This window comes from Collinsella tanakaei YIT 12063, assembly GCF_000225705.1.
GTDB classification, from domain to species: Bacteria; Actinomycetota; Coriobacteriia; order Coriobacteriales; family Coriobacteriaceae; genus Collinsella; species Collinsella tanakaei.
In genome coordinates, this window is the sequence record NZ_JH126467.1 from 606126 (window position 1) to 623755 (window position 17630).

General features: G+C 61.6%; 13 protein-coding genes. All 13 read right to left on the bottom strand.

Going from position 1 to position 17630, the window contains the following annotated elements; translation table 11 throughout:
* Positions 1 to 123: 123 nt before the first annotated feature.
* Positions 124 to 1251 (bottom strand): undecaprenyldiphospho-muramoylpentapeptide beta-N-acetylglucosaminyltransferase, encoded by a 1128-nt coding sequence (gene murG / locus HMPREF9452_RS02990; RefSeq protein ID WP_009140628.1) that lies wholly within the window; start codon positions 1249 to 1251, stop codon positions 124 to 126.
* Positions 1241 to 2893, bottom strand: coding sequence for an FtsW/RodA/SpoVE family cell cycle protein (locus tag HMPREF9452_RS02995; protein ID WP_009140629.1), 1653 nt, complete (start codon positions 2891 to 2893; stop codon positions 1241 to 1243). Before HMPREF9452_RS02995 ends, murG begins: the two co-directional genes overlap by 11 nt.
* A 48-nt stretch (positions 2894 to 2941) precedes the next feature.
* Entirely contained in the window at positions 2942 to 4354 is a 1413-nt protein-coding gene (gene murD / locus HMPREF9452_RS03000; RefSeq protein ID WP_009140630.1) for a UDP-N-acetylmuramoyl-L-alanine--D-glutamate ligase, read from the bottom strand.
* 10 nt (positions 4355 to 4364) lie between these two features.
* Positions 4365 to 5396, bottom strand: a complete 1032-nt coding sequence (mraY, locus tag HMPREF9452_RS03005) for a phospho-N-acetylmuramoyl-pentapeptide-transferase (protein ID WP_009140631.1) — start codon at positions 5394 to 5396, stop codon at positions 4365 to 4367.
* Positions 5397 to 6833 (bottom strand): UDP-N-acetylmuramoyl-tripeptide--D-alanyl-D-alanine ligase, encoded by a 1437-nt coding sequence (locus HMPREF9452_RS03010; RefSeq protein ID WP_009140632.1) that lies wholly within the window; start codon positions 6831 to 6833, stop codon positions 5397 to 5399.
* A gap of 154 nt (positions 6834 to 6987) precedes the next feature.
* Positions 6988 to 8751 carry a peptidoglycan D,D-transpeptidase FtsI family protein gene (locus HMPREF9452_RS03015; RefSeq protein WP_232205000.1) on the bottom strand — a complete coding sequence of 588 codons (1764 nt, stop codon included), beginning with the start codon at positions 8749 to 8751 and terminating at the stop codon, positions 6988 to 6990.
* A 24-nt stretch (positions 8752 to 8775) separates the two neighbouring features.
* On the bottom strand, positions 8776 to 9231 hold the full coding sequence (locus HMPREF9452_RS03020; protein ID WP_009140634.1) for a cell division protein FtsL: 456 nt from the start codon (positions 9229 to 9231) through the stop codon (positions 8776 to 8778).
* 83 nt (positions 9232 to 9314) lie between these two features.
* Positions 9315 to 10280, bottom strand: a complete 966-nt coding sequence (gene rsmH, locus HMPREF9452_RS03025) for a 16S rRNA (cytosine(1402)-N(4))-methyltransferase RsmH (RefSeq protein WP_009140635.1) — start codon at positions 10278 to 10280, stop codon at positions 9315 to 9317.
* A 15-nt stretch (positions 10281 to 10295) separates the two neighbouring features.
* Positions 10296 to 10727: a division/cell wall cluster transcriptional repressor MraZ gene (locus tag HMPREF9452_RS03030; protein WP_009140636.1), complete on the bottom strand. Its 432-nt coding sequence runs from the start codon at positions 10725 to 10727 to the stop codon at positions 10296 to 10298.
* Between the two features lie 567 nt (positions 10728 to 11294).
* Entirely contained in the window at positions 11295 to 12221 is a 927-nt protein-coding gene (locus HMPREF9452_RS03035) for a site-specific tyrosine recombinase (RefSeq protein ID WP_009140637.1), read from the bottom strand.
* 99 nt (positions 12222 to 12320) lie between these two features.
* The gene (locus tag HMPREF9452_RS03040; RefSeq protein ID WP_009140638.1) at positions 12321 to 13946 is read right to left on the bottom strand and encodes a CTP synthase; all 1626 of its coding nucleotides are present in this window, start codon (positions 13944 to 13946) and stop codon (positions 12321 to 12323) included.
* A 216-nt stretch (positions 13947 to 14162) separates the two neighbouring features.
* Entirely contained in the window at positions 14163 to 15644 is a 1482-nt protein-coding gene (locus tag HMPREF9452_RS03045) for a DUF1846 domain-containing protein (RefSeq protein ID WP_009140639.1), read from the bottom strand.
* 291 nt (positions 15645 to 15935) lie between these two features.
* Positions 15936 to 17522 carry a YfcC family protein gene (locus HMPREF9452_RS03050; RefSeq protein ID WP_187116488.1) on the bottom strand — a complete coding sequence of 529 codons (1587 nt, stop codon included), beginning with the start codon at positions 17520 to 17522 and terminating at the stop codon, positions 15936 to 15938.
* Between the last annotated feature and the right edge of the window lie 108 nt (positions 17523 to 17630).

Below are 17630 nucleotides of genomic sequence, written 5' to 3' on the forward strand. Positions count from 1 at the left end.
AACTTATCTATTGTACTCTCATGCGCGCCCTTATGCACTCACCGCGCACGCATAGGAAAATACCCCCATCCCGCAGGCGATCGCCCAGGCAAATCAACCAGCAGGATGGGGGCATGCAAGCGGTTAACGAACCAATGCCTCTATCTGGTCCGCGAGCATCTGCGCCGCGCGGTCTTGCGCCAAATCCTTGGCCGCCCGCCTCATCGCGGAGCGTTTGGACGAGCTCGCCAGCAGGTCTGCCAGGGTATCCTCAAACGCCTTGCCATCGATATCCGCGTCCGCGAACATCACAGCCGCATGGGCATCTACCAAGAAGCGGGCGTTGGTGGTTTGGTGGTCCGCCGTGGCGTGGGGATAGGGCACCAGCACGGAGGGCACGGCCAGGGCGGCGATCTCGGCGATGGACGAGGCCCCGGCGCGCGAGAGCACCAGGTCCGCCGCCGCCAGCATATCGCCCATATCCTGGATATAGGGCTGGACCGTCCAACGGCTTGCCTCCGCATCCGTCAGGGCCAAAAGGTCGCGCGTCGCCTCAAAGTCGTCGGCACCGGTCGAGTGCATAACATGCAAGCCGGGGACTGAAAGCAGGCGCTCTTTTAACGCAGCGATGCGCTCGTTGAGGTGATGGGCACCAAGAGAGCCGCCAAAGACCAGCAGCAAGGTCTCGTCCTCGCCCACCCCCAGCGCAGCGCGGCCGCGAGCGCGATCGCCCTCAAGCACGGAGCGGCGCACCGGGTTGCCGGTCATAACAATCTTGGTATGGGCGCCGGCATGTTCACGGAAGATCTTCTCAACGCTGGGCTGCGCGATAGCGATAAGAGACGCGGCATTGGCGGATTGCTTGTTGGCAAGGCCGGGTACGGAGTTTTGCTCGTGCAGCGCCACGGGGATACCCATCTTGGCGGCGGCGCGCATAAGCGGGAGCTCGATGTAGGCGCCAAAGCCGATGGCCACGTCCGGTTTGAGCGAGGCATCGTCCTTAAACGCACGGACAAGCCTGGATTGCTCGCGGCTTAGATGGTACAGGGCGGTCGCCAGGGTCCATGGGCGGGCCCGGTCAAAGCCGGTGACGTGTACGGGAAAGAAGTCGAATCCCGCCTGGGGCACCAACTTGCCTTCAAGGCGGCGCGACTCGCCAAAGAAGCGGACCGCATGTCCGCGCTGCCGCAGCTCCTCCGCAAGCGCAAGTGCGGGATTAACGTGTCCGGCAGTGCCGCCGGCGGCGATAGCGACAGAGAGCTTATCGGTCATAACGACCCCTCCTGGTTGAATTTGAATATCCGGTACGACCACCATGGTTGTCGCGCCGGCCAGAACCATCATACCTGTTCACGCGCGGGCCGGAATCGCGCGACCGCAAGCGGTCCGAGGGGTCGCCGTTAAGGTTCACGCGATCATAGCCTCCGGAGATGCCGGTACGACCATAGCCCGCAGGACCCCGCGAGGATGTGGACGAGGACCTTGCGCCCCGGGTGGAACCCCCCTGACGCGGCGAGCCCGACTGCGAGGAACGCCCGCGCGAAGATTCGCCTCGCGCGGAGCCGCCGCCCGTAAGCACGCTAAAGCCAGATGAGGTCGCCCGTCCACCGCGGTCGCGATCAACCACGGAGAGGCTCTGGCGACGCACGTCATGGATGGTGGTCTGGTTGCTCTCGATCGAGACGCGCAGGATAAGACCGGCCATGATCATCGACGTCAGCACGGAAGATCCGCCGTAGCTAATGAAGGGAATGGGTTTGCCGGTCATAGGCGTGACGCCCAAGATACCCATGACGTTGACAAAGAACTGGATGCCAAGCATGAGCGAGGAGCCGTAAGCTATGAGCCTGCCAAACCGATTAGGGCAGCGCGTTCCAATCCTAAAGGCAGAGACCAACAGCGCTATGAAGACCGCAAAGAAGATGACGGTGCCCACCAGGCCGAGCTCTTCGCCAATGATGGCAAGAATATAGTCGTTATGCGCCTCGGGCAGGTAGTTGTACTTCATGGTCGACCCACCGATGCCGCGGCCGAACAATCCGCCCGACGCAAACGCCATGATGGCGAGCGTCGCCTGGTAGCCGTCACCGTATGGGTCCTTCCAGGGGTCGATCGCAACCATCAAGCGGGCGATACGGTAGGGCTGCGCGACAAGCGCGGCGGTGCCGGCGACCGCGAAAACGCCGAGGATGTAGAAGATATAGCGCCCGGGCAGCCCGGAAAGGACGAGCATAAAGAAGACCGCGACGGCGATGATGAGGGTACTGCCCATGTCCGGCTGAACAAACACCAGGGCTAGAGGCAGACCGATGCCCAAGACCAGGCCTTTAATGAACTTCTGGGAATCGATTTCTCGGTCGATAAAATAATCCACGGCAAGGCGCGCCGCGATGATGATGGCAACGGGCTTGGCAAACTCAGAGGGCTGGATGGTGGTAAAGCCAAGGTCGATCCAGCGAACAGCGCCGCCCGACCCCGCACCGATCACCTTAACAAGCACCAGCAGTCCCATGATGATAACCCAAAACGGCTTGGTCCAAAAAAAGCGATACGACTCAAGCGAGAAAGCGGGCGCGATGCACATGATAAGAATGAACGCCAAACCGATAGCCATATTGATAAGCTGGCGAACCAGGAAGTACGTCGAGCTGCCGGTCTCTTGAAGCGCCTCGACCGAAGAGGCCGAATACACCATAAGCAATCCGAATGAGCACAGCGCCGCAAGACAGACGATAAACACCAGGCGGGGCGCCATGATGCGCGCGGGAACGCCGGCGATCAGGCGCTCGCCCATGCTGGAATGCTCAAACTCGGTAGCGCGTCGGCGGCGAGGGCGCTCGGCCCGACCGCGAACCCCTTCCCCGGCGCGTGCGTCCATGCGCGCATCCTGGTTGTTTCGCGTATCACGTGCCACTGGCGGCTCCTCGTCCAACTATAATGTTGCGATTCCTTAAAACCGCCCCTAGTCCATTTCAACTTCCGCTGCATGTTCGCGCAGCTCTTGCAGGTACGCCTTAAAGCGGCGTCCGCGCTCCTCAAACCCGGTGAACTCGTCAAAAGACGAGCACGCGGGCGATAGCAGCACCACGTCTCCCCTGCCGGCGAGCGAGCGCGCCACGTCAACGGCGTCGCACAGGTCGCTGGCGACCGCGATGTCGATGTCGCTGGCGCCCTCGGTCTCCTCCAGCGCGTGCCGGAAGCGCTCACGCGCCTCGCCAAAGCAGACGACGGCGCCCACCTGAGCGGCGACCTGCTCAGCGAACTCATCCAGGGGCGTGCCCTTATCATGGCCGCCAAGCAGCAAGATCACGCGGTCTTGCGGAAACGCGGTAAGCGCCTTGAGGACGGCGTCGGTGTTGGTCGCCTTGGAATCGTTGACGTAGCGGACACCGTCAAGCTCGCCGCACGGCTCGACGCGATGCTCCAGCGGCGCAAACACCTTGAGACCCTCGCGAACACCGACCGCGGTGGCGCCGCAAGCAAGGGCCGCAGCAGAGGCCGCGAGCGCATTGATCACGTTATGGTGACCAAAGATCTTGAGCTCGCCCGCACTCACCAGCGACGTCTCATCGTCCGCCAAACGCACCGTAAGGACGCCGTCGCGCACAAAGGCCGCGTCAGCGGTGCCCGGATCCTCAAAGGAGACGCTCAGCACGCGCCTGCCTGAAACGAAGATCTGGTCGCGGTAGGCGTTGATGCCATCGTCCTCCACATCCACGATCGCAAGATCATCCTTGTCCATGTTCTTAAAGAGGCTGATCTTGGCGCGGGCGTAGTTATCGTGCGAGCGGTGCCAGGCAAGGTGGTCCGGCGTGATGTTGAGCAGCACGGACACGCGGGGGTGAAGCTCGCACGTGGTGGCCAGCTGGTAGCTGGAGAGCTCGGCGACCAGCCAGTCCCCCTGCGAGCGCGAATCAACGGCACTGATGGCGGTCATGCCGATGTTGCCCACGGCAGAGGCCGCCATGCCGCTAGAGCGCAGCAGGTGCTGGGTGAGCGAGGTGGTGGTGGTCTTGCCATTGGTGCCCGTGATGCCGCACCAGCGCTGGGGAGACAGACGCCAGGTAAACTCGGGCTCGCCCATAATCTGGACGCTCGCCGCGCGAGCAGAACCAAAGAACTCGGAGAACTCCGAGATGCCGGGGCTGGCTACGCACACGTCATACGATCCCTGAACAAGCTCGGTGCCGTAGACAAACTCAACACCCGACGCCTCGAGCGAGCGGGTTTTCTCCGTAGGCGAAGAGGAGCCGCCGCCGTACACCGTAATGGAGTCGACGCGATCGCCGCGATGGCGCAGGGCCCAGGAGACGACATCGAGCCCCGTGGTTCCCTGGCCGAGGACCAGCAGAGAAAATCGATCTGGCAATGACATGGGTACTCCCCTATGCAAGTTGGAAGAAGAAGGCGAGGCCCAGCGCCCCGCATGCGGCGGCGATGATCCAGAAGCGGATGACCACCTTGGTCTCCGCCCAGCCAAGCTTCTCGAAATGGTGATGAATGGGCGCCATGAGGAAGACGCGCTTGCCCGTGGCCTTAAAGCTGACGACCTGGATGATGACGGAGAGCGCCTCGACGATGAACAAGCCGCCCACTACCAAAGAGATGACCTCCGTGTTGGTGAGCACGGCGACGGCGGCAAAGCCCGCGCCCAGCGCAAGCGAACCGGTATCGCCCATGAAGATGCTTGCCGGATAGGCATTGAACCACAGAAAGCCAAGGCAACCGCCCGCGCATGCGGCGCAGAAGATGGCCAGGTTGGGGTCTCCGCGCAAGAAGCAGATGGCGGCCATGACCAACATGGCGATCATAACCGTACCGCCGGCGAGGCCGTCAAGACCGTCGGTGAGGTTGACGGCGTTGGACATTCCCGCAAGCAGGAGGAACACAAAGACGAGGTAGAGCCAGGGCACCGAGATGGTGGTGCCCGCTACGCTGAACGTGGTGGTGAGGACGCCCAGATCGATCGCGAACCCGCCAGGGAAGCGAATGACCGGTTCCACACCGCACAGGTTGACGGCGGCGAGGAAGAACGCGACCACGATCAACGTGAGACCCACCATCTTGGCTCGCGGCGTCAAGCCAAGCGAGCGGCCCTGTGCCACGGAGGTAACGTCATCGAGCAGGCCCAGCGCACCGGTGGCCAACGCGGCGCCGGCAGCCAGCATGATGGAGGGCGCGGGCTGCGCCAGCAGCAGGCAGGACACCACTATGCCCAGCAGGATCACTACGCCGCCCATGGTGGGGGTGCCCTGCTTTACCAGATGGCGCTTGGGACCGTCGGCGCGAACCTGCTGGCCAATCCCCTCGTTTTTAAGAAGCTTGATCCACAGCGGCATGAGGAGCGCCGTAACTATAGCAGCGATACCCAGGGCGACAAACGCCTGATACGTTGGGTAAGCGGGGTTGAAGAACATCTAGCACACCTCTTCAACAAAGCGATCGAGGCCCACAAAGCGCGAGCCCTTAACAAGTACAAGGTCGGTAGGGGCGAGAACATGCGAATAGCGGGCGATGAGCTTGTCGCAATCCGGCACCACCTGGATGCCGTCCTCGTCCATACCCATAAGACGGGCGGCGGACGCCATCTGTCGAGCGTTCTCATCGCCCACGCAGATCAGCAGCCCGGGCTTTTTGGAAGCGGCGTATGCGCCGACCAGCTGGTGCAGGCGGGGAGCCTCATCGCCCAGCTCGCCCATCTCGCCCAGGATCGCCACGCGCGCGCCGCGGCACGGCAGCGTGGAGAGCAGATCCAGGCCGGCGGCCATGGACTCGGGGCTAGCATTGTAGGAGTCGTCGATGACGCGCGCGCCGTTGGCAGCCAAGCGAACCTCCTGGCGGTGCCCGGTGATCTGAGCCTCCCGGAACACCTCATCGATGGTGAACTGCGGAATGCCCAGTTCGGACGCTACGGCGGCGGCGTACAGCGCGTTTGGCACAGCCTGCTTGCCGGTGATACCCAGCTTGGTCTTGAACTGCGCGCCGTTGGCGAACATAAGGTCAAAGACAGGCGAGCCGTTCTGGTCCAGCTCTATGTTGGTGGCACTCACGTCATCGTCCGCAGACGTGCCGCACAGCACCACGTCCACGCCAGCCGGCTTGGCGAACGCAGCGGTGATAAACGGCGTGAACTCGTCCTCGCCATTGAGGATGAGCTTGGAATGATGCCCCTCGAAGTTCACGGACGAGGGAGCCATGCCGCAAACGATCTCCGCCTTGGCGCGCGCGATGTTCTCGCGGCTGCCCAGCAGGCCGATGTGCGAGCTGCCGATTTTAGTGATGATGCTGTAGGTGGGCTGGGCGCAGCGCGACAAGCGCTCGATTTGGCCCAGCGAGTCCATGCCCATCTCGAGCACCATGATCTGGGTATTGCGCGGAGCGGCCAGAATGGTGAGGGGCATGCCGATAAGGCTGTTGTAGTTGCCGCGCGTGGCGTGGACGCGGTAGCGCGTCGCGAGCAGGGCGCACAGCACGTCCTTTGTGGTGGTCTTGCCAATGGAGCCGGTGATACCTACCACGGTGCAGCGCATGCGCGCTCGATAACCCTGCGCCAGGCGCAGGAGGAACTCGGTGGCGTCGTCCGCGGTGAAGATGGCGCACTCGTGATCGTCCGCCTGCCTTATCAGCTCGCGAGACGGCTCGCGGGTCAAAACGACGCACGCCGCACCCGCCTCGATCGCCTGGGAAGCGTAGTCGTTGCCATCGACGCGCTCGCCCGGGAAGGCGACAAAGATGGAATCGGTCTCCACCTGACGTGAATCGATGACGCAACCCCGGCAGACGCGGTCGGCATTGCCGGTCCATGGCTTAGCACCCGTCACGTTCTCGAGGTACTTTACCGCTATCTCTATCATGCTAGACCCTTCGTTAGCTTATAGACAGCCTGCTATTGTACCGCTCGGTCAAGACGCAATGGTGCAGTCCATGTGAACAGCGCATGACGGCAACATGCGCCCGCCCGCACTCGTCCACGCCGGCGGGCGGGCGAAGAGTGCCATAGAACGCTTTTTACTCCCCCGCCTTGATGCCAAGCGCGTCGATAGTCGCCTGCATAATGGTCTTGAACGGCGGCGTCGCCACGCTGGAGGTGTAGGCCGTGCCGTCCAGGGTGATGTAGACCATGGCCTTGGGATGTTTGGGGCTTACAAAACCCAGGAACGACGCCATGTTGTTGTTTTCCTGGTAGCCGCCGCCCTCTCCGGCGCGCTCCGCGGTGCCGGTCTTGCCGGCGATGTTGTAGCCCTCGATCTGGGCGCCCGCGCCGGTACCCTCGGCCACAACCGTTTCCATCATGGAGACAACCTGCTCGGCCGCCTCTTCGCTGATGGCACGTTTCTCCTTGGAAGCCCAGTCGATCTCTTCGCCCTTTTTAGACTTGAGGAAGTGAGGGGTTACCATAACGCCCTTGTTGGCGATGCCGGTCATAGCGCGCAGAAGCTCGATGGGCGACACGGCGATACCCTGGCCAAAGGACATGGAGCCCAAGCTGGAGCCGTCATATTCGCTGCGATCGCGAATGATGCCCGTGGATTCACCCGGGAAATCGATGCCGGACTTGGTGCCCAGGCCGTACTTCTTTAAGTATTTAGCGAAGTTATCCTCGCCCACTTTACGGCCAACCAGCACCATACCGGTGTTGGATGAGCGGCGCATGATCTCGCGCACCGACATAGTCATGGTGTAGTCGCGTTTGTCGACGTCGTAGACGTGGTCCGAACCAACCTCGACGCTGGCGGGGACCAAGAACTCGGTGTCGGGCGTGACCTTGTCCATATCGATCGCCATGCCGCAAACCAACGCCTTGAATACCGATCCGGGCTCGTAGGCGTCGGTCACCACGCGAAGGTTCATGTCCTCCGTGCGCGCCTCGGCAAGGTTTGATTGATCATAGGTGGGGTACGAGCACGCCGCTAGAATCTCTCCAGTTGTAGGATCGCATACCACGGCCGAACCATAGTTGGCGCCGGACGAGGTCACGGCCTCCTTCATGGCATCCTCGGCCGCGCGCTGGATGTTGGCATCAATGGTAAGCACCATGTCCGTACCATCCTGCGCAGGGACCTTCTCATAGGCGCCGCCCGCGATATAGCTGCCGTCACGGGCGCGCTCGCGGACAATGCTGCCGTTCTCGCCCATAAGGTCGTCGTTGTAGTAGCCCTCCAGGCCGGAGATGCCCTCATTGTCGACGTTGACCACGCCCAGCACCTGCGAGGCCATGCTGCCATACGGGTATACGCGCTTGATGGTGGGCTCAAACTCAATGCCCGCGATGTCCTTCTCGGCAAGAAGATCGGCGTCTTCTTGATCCACTTGGCGCTTGACGTAGGCAAACGTGGTATCGCGGTCCAGGATGTCGCGAACCTCGGCGGCGTCCACGCCCAAAATATCGACCAAGGCGTTTACCGCCTTGCGCTTGCTCTCGATAAGTTGCGGGTTCACGTAAACGTTTTGGCACTCCACGCTGGACGCCAGGACGTTTCCGTTGCGGTCGTAGACGGTACCGCGCTTGGCGAAAAGCGTCTGGTGCGACAGGCGGCGGTAATCCGCCTGCTGGCGATATTCATCTGCATTGAAGACCTGGTAATCTAGAAGCTTGGCACCGCACAACAGAGCGCCAAAGCCCATAAGACCTCCAAAGAACTTTCTCCTTGTTACCAAAGAGCGCTCAAGCTCCTCGTCCCTGCGCTGCTCTTCACGCGCATTGCGCACGCTGCGGCCATCTCGCGGTTTATGAGGGCGATATCCCCTCTCGTCATAATTGTTATAGGGCATAGTCCCTCTAAAAATCGCGGAGCTCTACTGAACGGATGCGACCGGCGTAGCGGACACGTCGACGGTGACGCCGCCCTCGGCCTCGACCATGCCGAGCGTGCCGGCGGCGAGGTCGCGAATACGGGTGGTAGCGCCGTAGACGGAACGCATGACCTCCAGGTTGGAGCTTTCCTCCTGAGCGGTCTCAAGCGTGCTGTTGAGCTGCGCGTTGCCGTTCAGAGTCGCCGCGGTCGCGCTCGCTATGGTAACACGGGCGACGCCAAGGGCGAAGAACATGGCCACCAATACAAGGGCGACCTTGATAACACGGGTGAACACCGGGCTGACAGCCTGGTTTGCCTCTCGGCCCGCGCCACCGACCACGTCGAGGCGCGGGCGCTCCAGGCGTTGGGGGCGAGCGGGGGCAAAAGCCTCCTCGCCCATATAGGGCTCGGCCGTCATATCATAGGCGACTGCTGTGTTTGTGTTGTAATAAGCCATGATATGAGACCCCGGTCCTTAGCTATAGTTATGGTTCGTTTAAAGTTGCGCCGCGGACCTGCCCAATCGTTACCGCTATGCGGCTACAGCCTCATAGCGACGCGGATTTTAGCTGATCGAGCCCGCGGATTGCGCTCTACCTCCTGAGGGGAGGCGACAAGCGGCTTTCGGGTGATTACCTTCAATGTCGGCACGTGCCCGCATACGCACACCGGAATCTCCGGCGGGCAGATGCACCCCTGGCTCATCTCCTGGAACATGTGCTTGACGATGCGGTCTTCAAGCGAATGGTAGGAGATAACGCATATGCGGCCCTTGGGGTTGGTCCAGCGAATAGCCGCTTCAAGGCCGCGCTCCAAAACTTCGAGCTCGTGGTTGACCTCGATGCGGATGGCCTGGAAGCTCCTCTTCGCCGGATGACCACCGTGGCGGCGAGCCGCCGCGGGTATGCCCGCTTTGATCACCTCGACAAAGTCTCCGGTGGTCTCGATCGGCGACGTCTCGCGGCGGCGCACGATCTCGCGAGCGATCTGCGATGAGAACTTCTCCTCACCGTAGACGCGAAGAATCCGGGCGAGGTCTGCTTCGTTATAGGTGTTGATGACCTCAGCTGCGTTTAGGGTGTTGTTACCCGGATCCATACGCATATCAAGCGGGGCGTCCTCGTTGTACGAGAATCCCCTTCCAGGGATATCGAGCTGTGGGCTGGAAACGCCCAGATCGAACAGGAATCCATCCACCCCCGGCACCTCTGCAGAGCACAGAAGCTTGTCAAGATCCCCAAAGTTGCCTTTAAGGAGCTTGGTGGGGGTTCCCGGCGCCTCGCGCTCAAGGCGCGCCGCCGCGGCCTCTAGGGCCATGTCGTCCTGGTCGACGCCAAGCAACAGTCCGTCCTCGCCCACCTGAGCAGCCATCTTTACCGAATGGCCAGCGCCGCCAAGCGTGCAATCGCACACAACGGAACCGCGCTTGAGCTTCAGGGTGTCGAGCACTTCCTGGAGCATGACGGGTTCATGCCGAAATGCAGGTGTCAAAGTTCCCGATTCCATGTTCGCGTTCAGTCCTTACGAGTAGAAGAGGTCGGCTAGGTCGTCATCGTCGGCTTGCTGCGTCTGCTCCCACACAGCGCGGTCCCAGATCTCCAGGTGGTCGAAGTTACCAACCACGGTGACTTCGCGAGTAAGATGCTTCTTCTCGCGAAGCGCCTCAGTGAGGCCGATACGCGATGCCGAATCGATATCCATCGGAGTCGCCATCGAGTTGATCTTCCTCATGAGCGCCTGGTCCTCGCGCTTGCGGGGGTCGAAGCCGCCGCGCTTGTCGAAGAGGCCCATAACCCACTTCTCGTACTCATCGCTCGAGAACACGTACAGGGCTTCGACATCGGGTGCGGGCAACACGTAAACGTGCGAAGAGAGCTCGTCACGGACGGCGGCAGGCAGGGACAGACGACCTTTGGCATCGAGATTGCGCTCGTATGTTCCGGTCAATATCACTGCTGCGCCCTCCCCTCGGTTGCTCGGATGCGCGTGTACGGGGAACCACCCCCTCTGTCGACGCTTTCAATATTATGGGCTAGAGCGACTTTTATCAACACTTTTTCCCACTCTCTCCCCCCACCCTCCACCCATCCCCCCACTCATCCCATAAAAACGACCACTCGCGATTTCAAGCAACCACTACATATTGTGTTGTATCAGCTGTTTTTGCCCACCCCTCGCCCCTGGATAGAGCGCCCTAACCTTCAAGTTAAGCTTGAATCGACTTTTGAGAGTTTGTGGCAGCGTTGTGAACCAGCAGGTAGATGGCATTTTTTGATAATTAGTCCGCCCAGTCATGCCAAATGGGGACCGTCCGCACCAGCGCGCAACGCCCCACCCCCACAAATTGGGTTCATATCCATATTTATCTCAATTTTTGAGGCCCAATGGAGTCGGCGACGTCCCACTCGCTCCCCCCCCACCGCACCCCACGCCCGCACCCGCTCTCGAGTCCCACTCGCTCCCCCGCGCGGTCCCACCAAATCCCACGCGCGGTCCCGCACGCGCCGCGCTCGCGGACCGCTAGGCGCGCGGATGCGCCGCCAGGTACACCTCGGTCAGCTGGGTTCGGTCAACATGCGTGTAGATCTGCGTGGTCGAGATATCCGCATGCCCCAAAATCTCCTGAAGCACGCGCAGATCCGCGCCGCCGGCGAGCATATGGGTCGCAAACGAGTGCCGCAGCGTATGCGGGTGCAGGCCCTCGATACCCACCGCGCGGCCGTATCGCTCGCACGTGGCATGAAGGCTCTGGCGCGACAAGCGCCCGCCGTTCTTGTTTAGAAAAACCGCCGGGCACTCGTCTAGCGTTCGCGCATGGGCCGCAAGCCCGTCGCGCGCGCCGCTATATATATAGTGTTGCAACGACTTCGCAGCCGACCCCGCGATGGGAACCAGCCGCTCCTTGGACCCCTTGCCCGTCACGCGCAGCAAGCCCTCGTCCAAATGCACGTTGCGAATATCAAGCCCCACCAACTCGCTTGCGCGCAAGCCGCATCCGTACAGAACCTCAAGGGCGGCATGGTCGCGCTCGCCTGCGTCGGTTTGGGGAAACGGCTGGTCAAGCAAGGCGGCGGCGGCGTCGATAGAGATCACGTCCGGCAGGCGCTCGGCCTTTTTTGGCAGCTTGATCGCAGATGCGGGGTTTGCGGTCGAGAACCCCTCGCGCAGCATGAACCTGTGCAGGCCCTTGACCGCAGACAGCGAGCGCTCCACGGACGAGACCGCGTATCCGCCCAAGCGGCGCGCCATGGCAAACGCTTCTATATCCGCCCTTGTCACATCGCGCAACTCCACGCCGCGGCGGTCCAAAAACGCCACGTATGTCCCCAAGTCACGCCGGTACGCCTCTATGGAATTGGACGAGAGGCCGCGCTCGACAGCCAGATGGTCCAGGTATTCGGCAACGGGCCCGCACCCGCCCGCAAAAGCGGAAGCTTCATCTTGCACGGTCGTGACCCTCCCATCTCTATCAAGCAGGGGCGCCGCGTAGCACAGCAGCGCCCCCGTACAAGCAGCGCAACGTTGCGCCGTATCTACAATACTCCCCTAGCAGCCGGTCTCATGCAATGCGATCGACGCGCGTACAAACTCACGGAAAAGCGGCTGCGGCCTAGTTGGACGGCTCTTGAATTCCGGGTGGGCCTGCGTGGCGACAAACCACGGGTGAACGTCGCGCGGAAGCTCCACCATCTCGACCAAGCGCTCGTCCGGCGAGACGCCGGAGATCACCAAACCGGCATCCTCAAGGCGTCCGCGAAACGCGTTGTTGAACTCGTAGCGATGACGATGGCGCTCGTAGACTAACTCGCTACCGTACGCCTCGCGGGCAAGCGTGCCCTCGGCCAGCCTGCATGGGTAGGCGCCCAATCGCATGGTGCCACCCTTCTCCGTCACATCCTCCTGCGAGCTCATGAGGTCGATGACGGAATATGGGCCGTCGGGGTCGAACTCGGACGAGCTTGCGCCCGCTAGACCCACCACGTTGCGCGCAAACTCGCACACGGCGACCTGCATGCCCAGGCAAATGCCAAGGTAGGGAATCTTGTGCTCGCGTGCGTACTCGGCTGCGCAAATCTTTCCTTCAAGCGCGCGCTTGCCAAAGCCGCCGGGCACCAAAACGCCGGAAGCATCGCCCAATACCTCGTCCACGTTATTCTGATCAAGCTGCTCGCCGTCAACCAGCTCCACCTGCACGCGACGGTCAAAGAACACGCCGGCGTGGTGCAGCGCCTCGATAACGGAGAGATACGCGTCGGGCAGCTGGGTGTACTTGCCCACCACGGCGATCTTCACCGCGTCGACATGGCTGTCCGCATGGTCCTTCTTGGCCAGGAACGCATCCCACTCCGCCATGTCGCGCTCGCGCGGGTCCAACCCCAGGCGCTCGCAGACGCGCAGGTCGAAGTCCTGGTTGGCAAGAAGGGCGGGCACGTCGTAGATAGACGCGCAGTCCTCGTTGGTAAAGACGCAGTTGGTGTCCACGTCGCAAAACGACGCGATCTTGGAGCGCGTGTCGTCGCCGATCTCATGATCGCTGCGCAAGACGATGATATCCGGCTGGATGCCCAAGCCGCGCAGCTCTTTGACGGAATGCTGCGTGGGCTTGGTCTTAACCTCGTGCGCGGCGGCGATGTAGGGCACCAGCGAAACGTGGATGCAGCATACGTTCTCGGGGCCGGCATCTTTGCGGTACTGGCGGATCGCCTCGATAAAAGGCTGGCTCTCGATGTCGCCAATGGTGCCGCCCAGCTCGGTGATGACCACGTCGGCTCCGGTCTGTTCTTCAACGGCGCGGAAGCGGGCCTTGATGGCGTCGGTCACGTGCGGAATCACCTGCACGGTACCGCCCAAGAAGTCGCCGCGGCGCTCGCGAGCGATCAGGTCGCGGTAGATCGCTCCTGTGGTGAAGTTGGAATCGCGGGTAAGGTTCTCGTCGATAAAACGCTCGTAATGACCCAGGTCAAGGTCGGACTCATAGCCGTCCTCGGTAACAAAGACCTCACCATGCTGGTACGGGCTCATGGTGCCCGGGTCAACGTTGAGATACGGGTCGGCCTTCTGCATGGTCACCTTGTATCCGCGAGATTTAAGAAGACGCCCTAGCGAAGCCGCGGTAATTCCTTTTCCCAGCGAGGAGACAACGCCGCCCGTTACAAACACATGCTTGGCCATAGGTACACCATGCCTTTCCGATTAGTTAACCTACTGTTCTAACCGGAATTTAATTGTACTGCGCGATTGTTTCCAACATAAAGCTGTAATGAAAACGGGCGCCATGGTTCACAAAATGGAAACCATAGCGCCCACGCGCATGAGAATTATATGGACGATGGCCCGCAGCGAGTCCGCCGTCCCCGCAGGTGGCAGGCAGGCCTAACGAGCAAGCGCCTATTTGTGGTAGAACGTGTGACGCTCGTACTTGGGCTCGCAGCACACGTTGATACCCAGCTTGCGGTAAAGCTCCTCGTCCGTTTGGGAAATGATCACGCTAAAGAACGCGTCGCAGCCGCGCAGCTTGGGCAGCCCGGCGATCACGCGCTTGGCGGTCTGGCTGGTTGCGGACGAGATGGACAGGGCGATCAGCGTCTCATCGGAGTGCAGGCGATGGTTCTTGGAATCCAACTGCTCGGTCTTAAGGCGGCAAATGGGATCGATGGCGCCGTCATCGATCACGTCCTCTTCAACATCCACGCCGGTGACGGTCTTAAGCGCGTTCATCAGAAGCGAGCTCGCCGCGCCCAGGCGCTCGGAAGTCTTGCCGGTAATGACGCTACCGTCCGCGAGCATCATGGCGCCCACCGGGCCGCCCGTCTCTTCCTCACGCTCAAGGGCGGCGGCACGGGTGGGCAGGTAGCCCTTGTCGATGCCGGCCTTCTGCATGATGGCCTTGAGGCGGCCCACCTGCTCCTCGCCCGTACCGGTGCGCTTTACGTTCACGGCGGCGGTAAAGTAGCGACGGACGATTTCCGCCAGCGAGGCATCACGGCACGCCTCGTCATCGCTGATGGCGAAGCCGACCATGTTGACGCCCATGTCCGTGGGGCTCTGGTACGGGCTTTCACCCAAAATCTTGCCCATAAGGGCCTTGACCACGGGGAACGCCTCGACGTCGCGGTTGTAGTTCACGGCGGTCTTGTTGTAGGCCTCCAGATGGAAGGAATCGATGATGTTCGCATCGTCCAAATCAACGGTCGCGGCCTCATAGGCGATGTTGACCGGATGGTTCAGGGGCAGGTTCCACACCGGGAACGTCTCGAACTTGGCGTAGCCGGCCTCCACCCCGTGCTTATGCTCGTGATAGAGCTGCGACAGGCACGTGGCAAGCTTGCCCGAGCCGGGACCGGGAGCGGTCACCACAACCAGCGGGCGAGTGGTCTCGACAAACTCGTTCTTACCGTAGCCGTCCTCGGAAACGATGAGGTCGATGTCGTGCGGGTAACCCTCGATGGGATAGTGCAGCTTGCAGGTGATGCCCAGGTCCGCAAGGCGGTGGCGGAACACGTCCGCGGCGGGCTGGCCGGCATACTGGGTCAGCACCACGCCGGCGATGCGAAAACCGTGCGCGCGGAAGATGTCGGCCAGGCGAAGCACGTCCTCGTCGTACGTGATGCCCAGATCGCCACGTGCCTTGTTCTTCTCAATGTGGTTGGCGTTGATGGCGATGATGATCTCGACATCGTCCACCAACTTCTGGAGCATGCGGAACTTGGTGTCGGATTCAAAGCCGGGAAGGACGCGCGAAGCATGGTAGTCATCAAACAGCTTGCCGCCAAACTCAAGGTAGAGCTTGCCGCCCAACTGGTCGATACGTTTGCGGATCTGCTCGGTCTGCAACTCGATGTACTTCTCGTTATCAAAACCCTGACGCATGCGCACATGCTCCTTCCAGCGTATCAGTCGGTAACCCCCGCATTATACCGAAGCTTTGGTGGGCAACCTCCACGCACTCGACCGCTCACGGCTTTTACGCACCGGCCCCCTACACAAAAGCGCCCCCTCCCGCGCACGGAACGGGAGGGGGCGAAAGGTAGGGGTCGCAACCGGTCGATCGTTTTTGGACGAGCGGCCGGCCGGACATCTTATCGGCAACCGCCGGACTCGAAGCATGAAGCTACTTCATGCAAGGGGTCATGCTGACAGCTGCAAAGCCGATGAATCGACCTAGATCATCACGCACGCAATGGTGAGGATGGCAACGGAGACCAGGGCGATAACGACGATAACCTTCATGGCGAACTTCAGCCAGGTGGTCCACTCGATCTTGGCGAGGGCCAGACCGCCCATGATGGCGCCGGACGTCGGGGTGAAGAGGTTCACAGCACCGATGGCGGCGGAGAAGATCATGACCATGACCTCGGGCGAGAAGCCGAGCTTGACGGCCAGCGGGCCCATGATGGGCATGGAGACCGTAGCCATACCGGAGGTGGAGGGGATCAGGAAGGACAGGCCGAAGTAGACCAGGTAGCTCATGGGAGCGAAGATGATGCCGGAGAGGCCGGCCAGCGCATTGGCAGCGGCGTCGAGCACGTAGACATCCAGGCCGGTGGAGGCCATGAGGACGGAGATGCCGCGGGCCAAAGCGATGATCAGGACGACGGACATCATGTCGGCGGCGCCGGCGATGAAGGTGTTCACGATCTGCTTCTCGGACAGGCCGCCGATGATGCCGATCACGATAGCCATGATGAAGAACCACGTAGAGGCCTCATCGAAGTACCAGCCGCCGATGGGCACGCCGGTGACGATTGCGGACCAGCCGAGGGAGTCGGTCACGGTGGAGGTGGACTCGCCGGTCACATCGCCATCGAGCACGGTGGTGGTGCCGTTGGCGTCGTCGTAGACGGCGACCAGGTCGTCGCCGGTTACCTCGACAACTTCCTCATGGGAGGCGGCGCCGGCGTCGAAGAAGTCGGCAACGCCCTGGTTGAGGTCGGCCAGCGGGATGAAGCCGACGATCATGACGACGAAGGTGAACGCGAAGGCGACCAGAACGCCCTTCTGGCGACCGGTGAGCTTGATGTCCTTGGTGACCTCGGCGGCAGCTGCGCCATGGGCCTCCTCGGCGTCCTTGAGCTCCTGCATGGACAGGATGGTGGAACCCTTATCGGCCTTGACCTTCTTGGCGTACTTCATGACGAAGAAGATGGAGATGAGGGTGGTCACGATCCACAGCACGGCGCCCAGGCCGATGATGATGGACTGGTCGACCTCGATGCCAACGCCGCGCAGGGAGTCGACGGCAGCGCCGACGGCGAACGGGTTGACGGTGGAGCCCAGGCAACCGCAGCCGGCACCCAAAAGGACGGTGGCGGCGCCGACCAGCGGGTCGAAGCCAGCGGCCATCATGGTTGCGGCGAGCAGGGCGTAGAAGGGCACGGTCTCCTCGCACATACCATAGGTGGTACCGCCGAGGGAGAAGATGAGCATCAGTATGGGGATGATCATGAGCTCGTTGCCCTTGAGCTTCTTGACCAGGACGGCGATGCCGTTATCAAGGGCACCGGTCTCGGTCATCATGCCAAGGAAGCCGCCGAGGATCATGACGAACAAGCATACGGGGAGCGCGTCCGCGAATCCGCGAACAGGTGCCATGAAGAAGTCATCCAAACGGGCAGCGGTGACTTCGCCAGGGGCGATGCCGGCGACGGCGACGGTAACGAGAGCGACGACGGCCAGCAGGATAAGAAGAATGGTGAACGATGAAGGCATACCACGCTTTTTCTTAGCGGTCTCAGTCAAGGTTCTCATCCTCCCTTCATTTCAAGATTCTTGTCTGTCCACCGCGTCCATACCGTGCCGTGCTACTTAAAGACGCGATGGGTGCAGAGGACTGCCAAATGCAATGCCCTAGGGGCG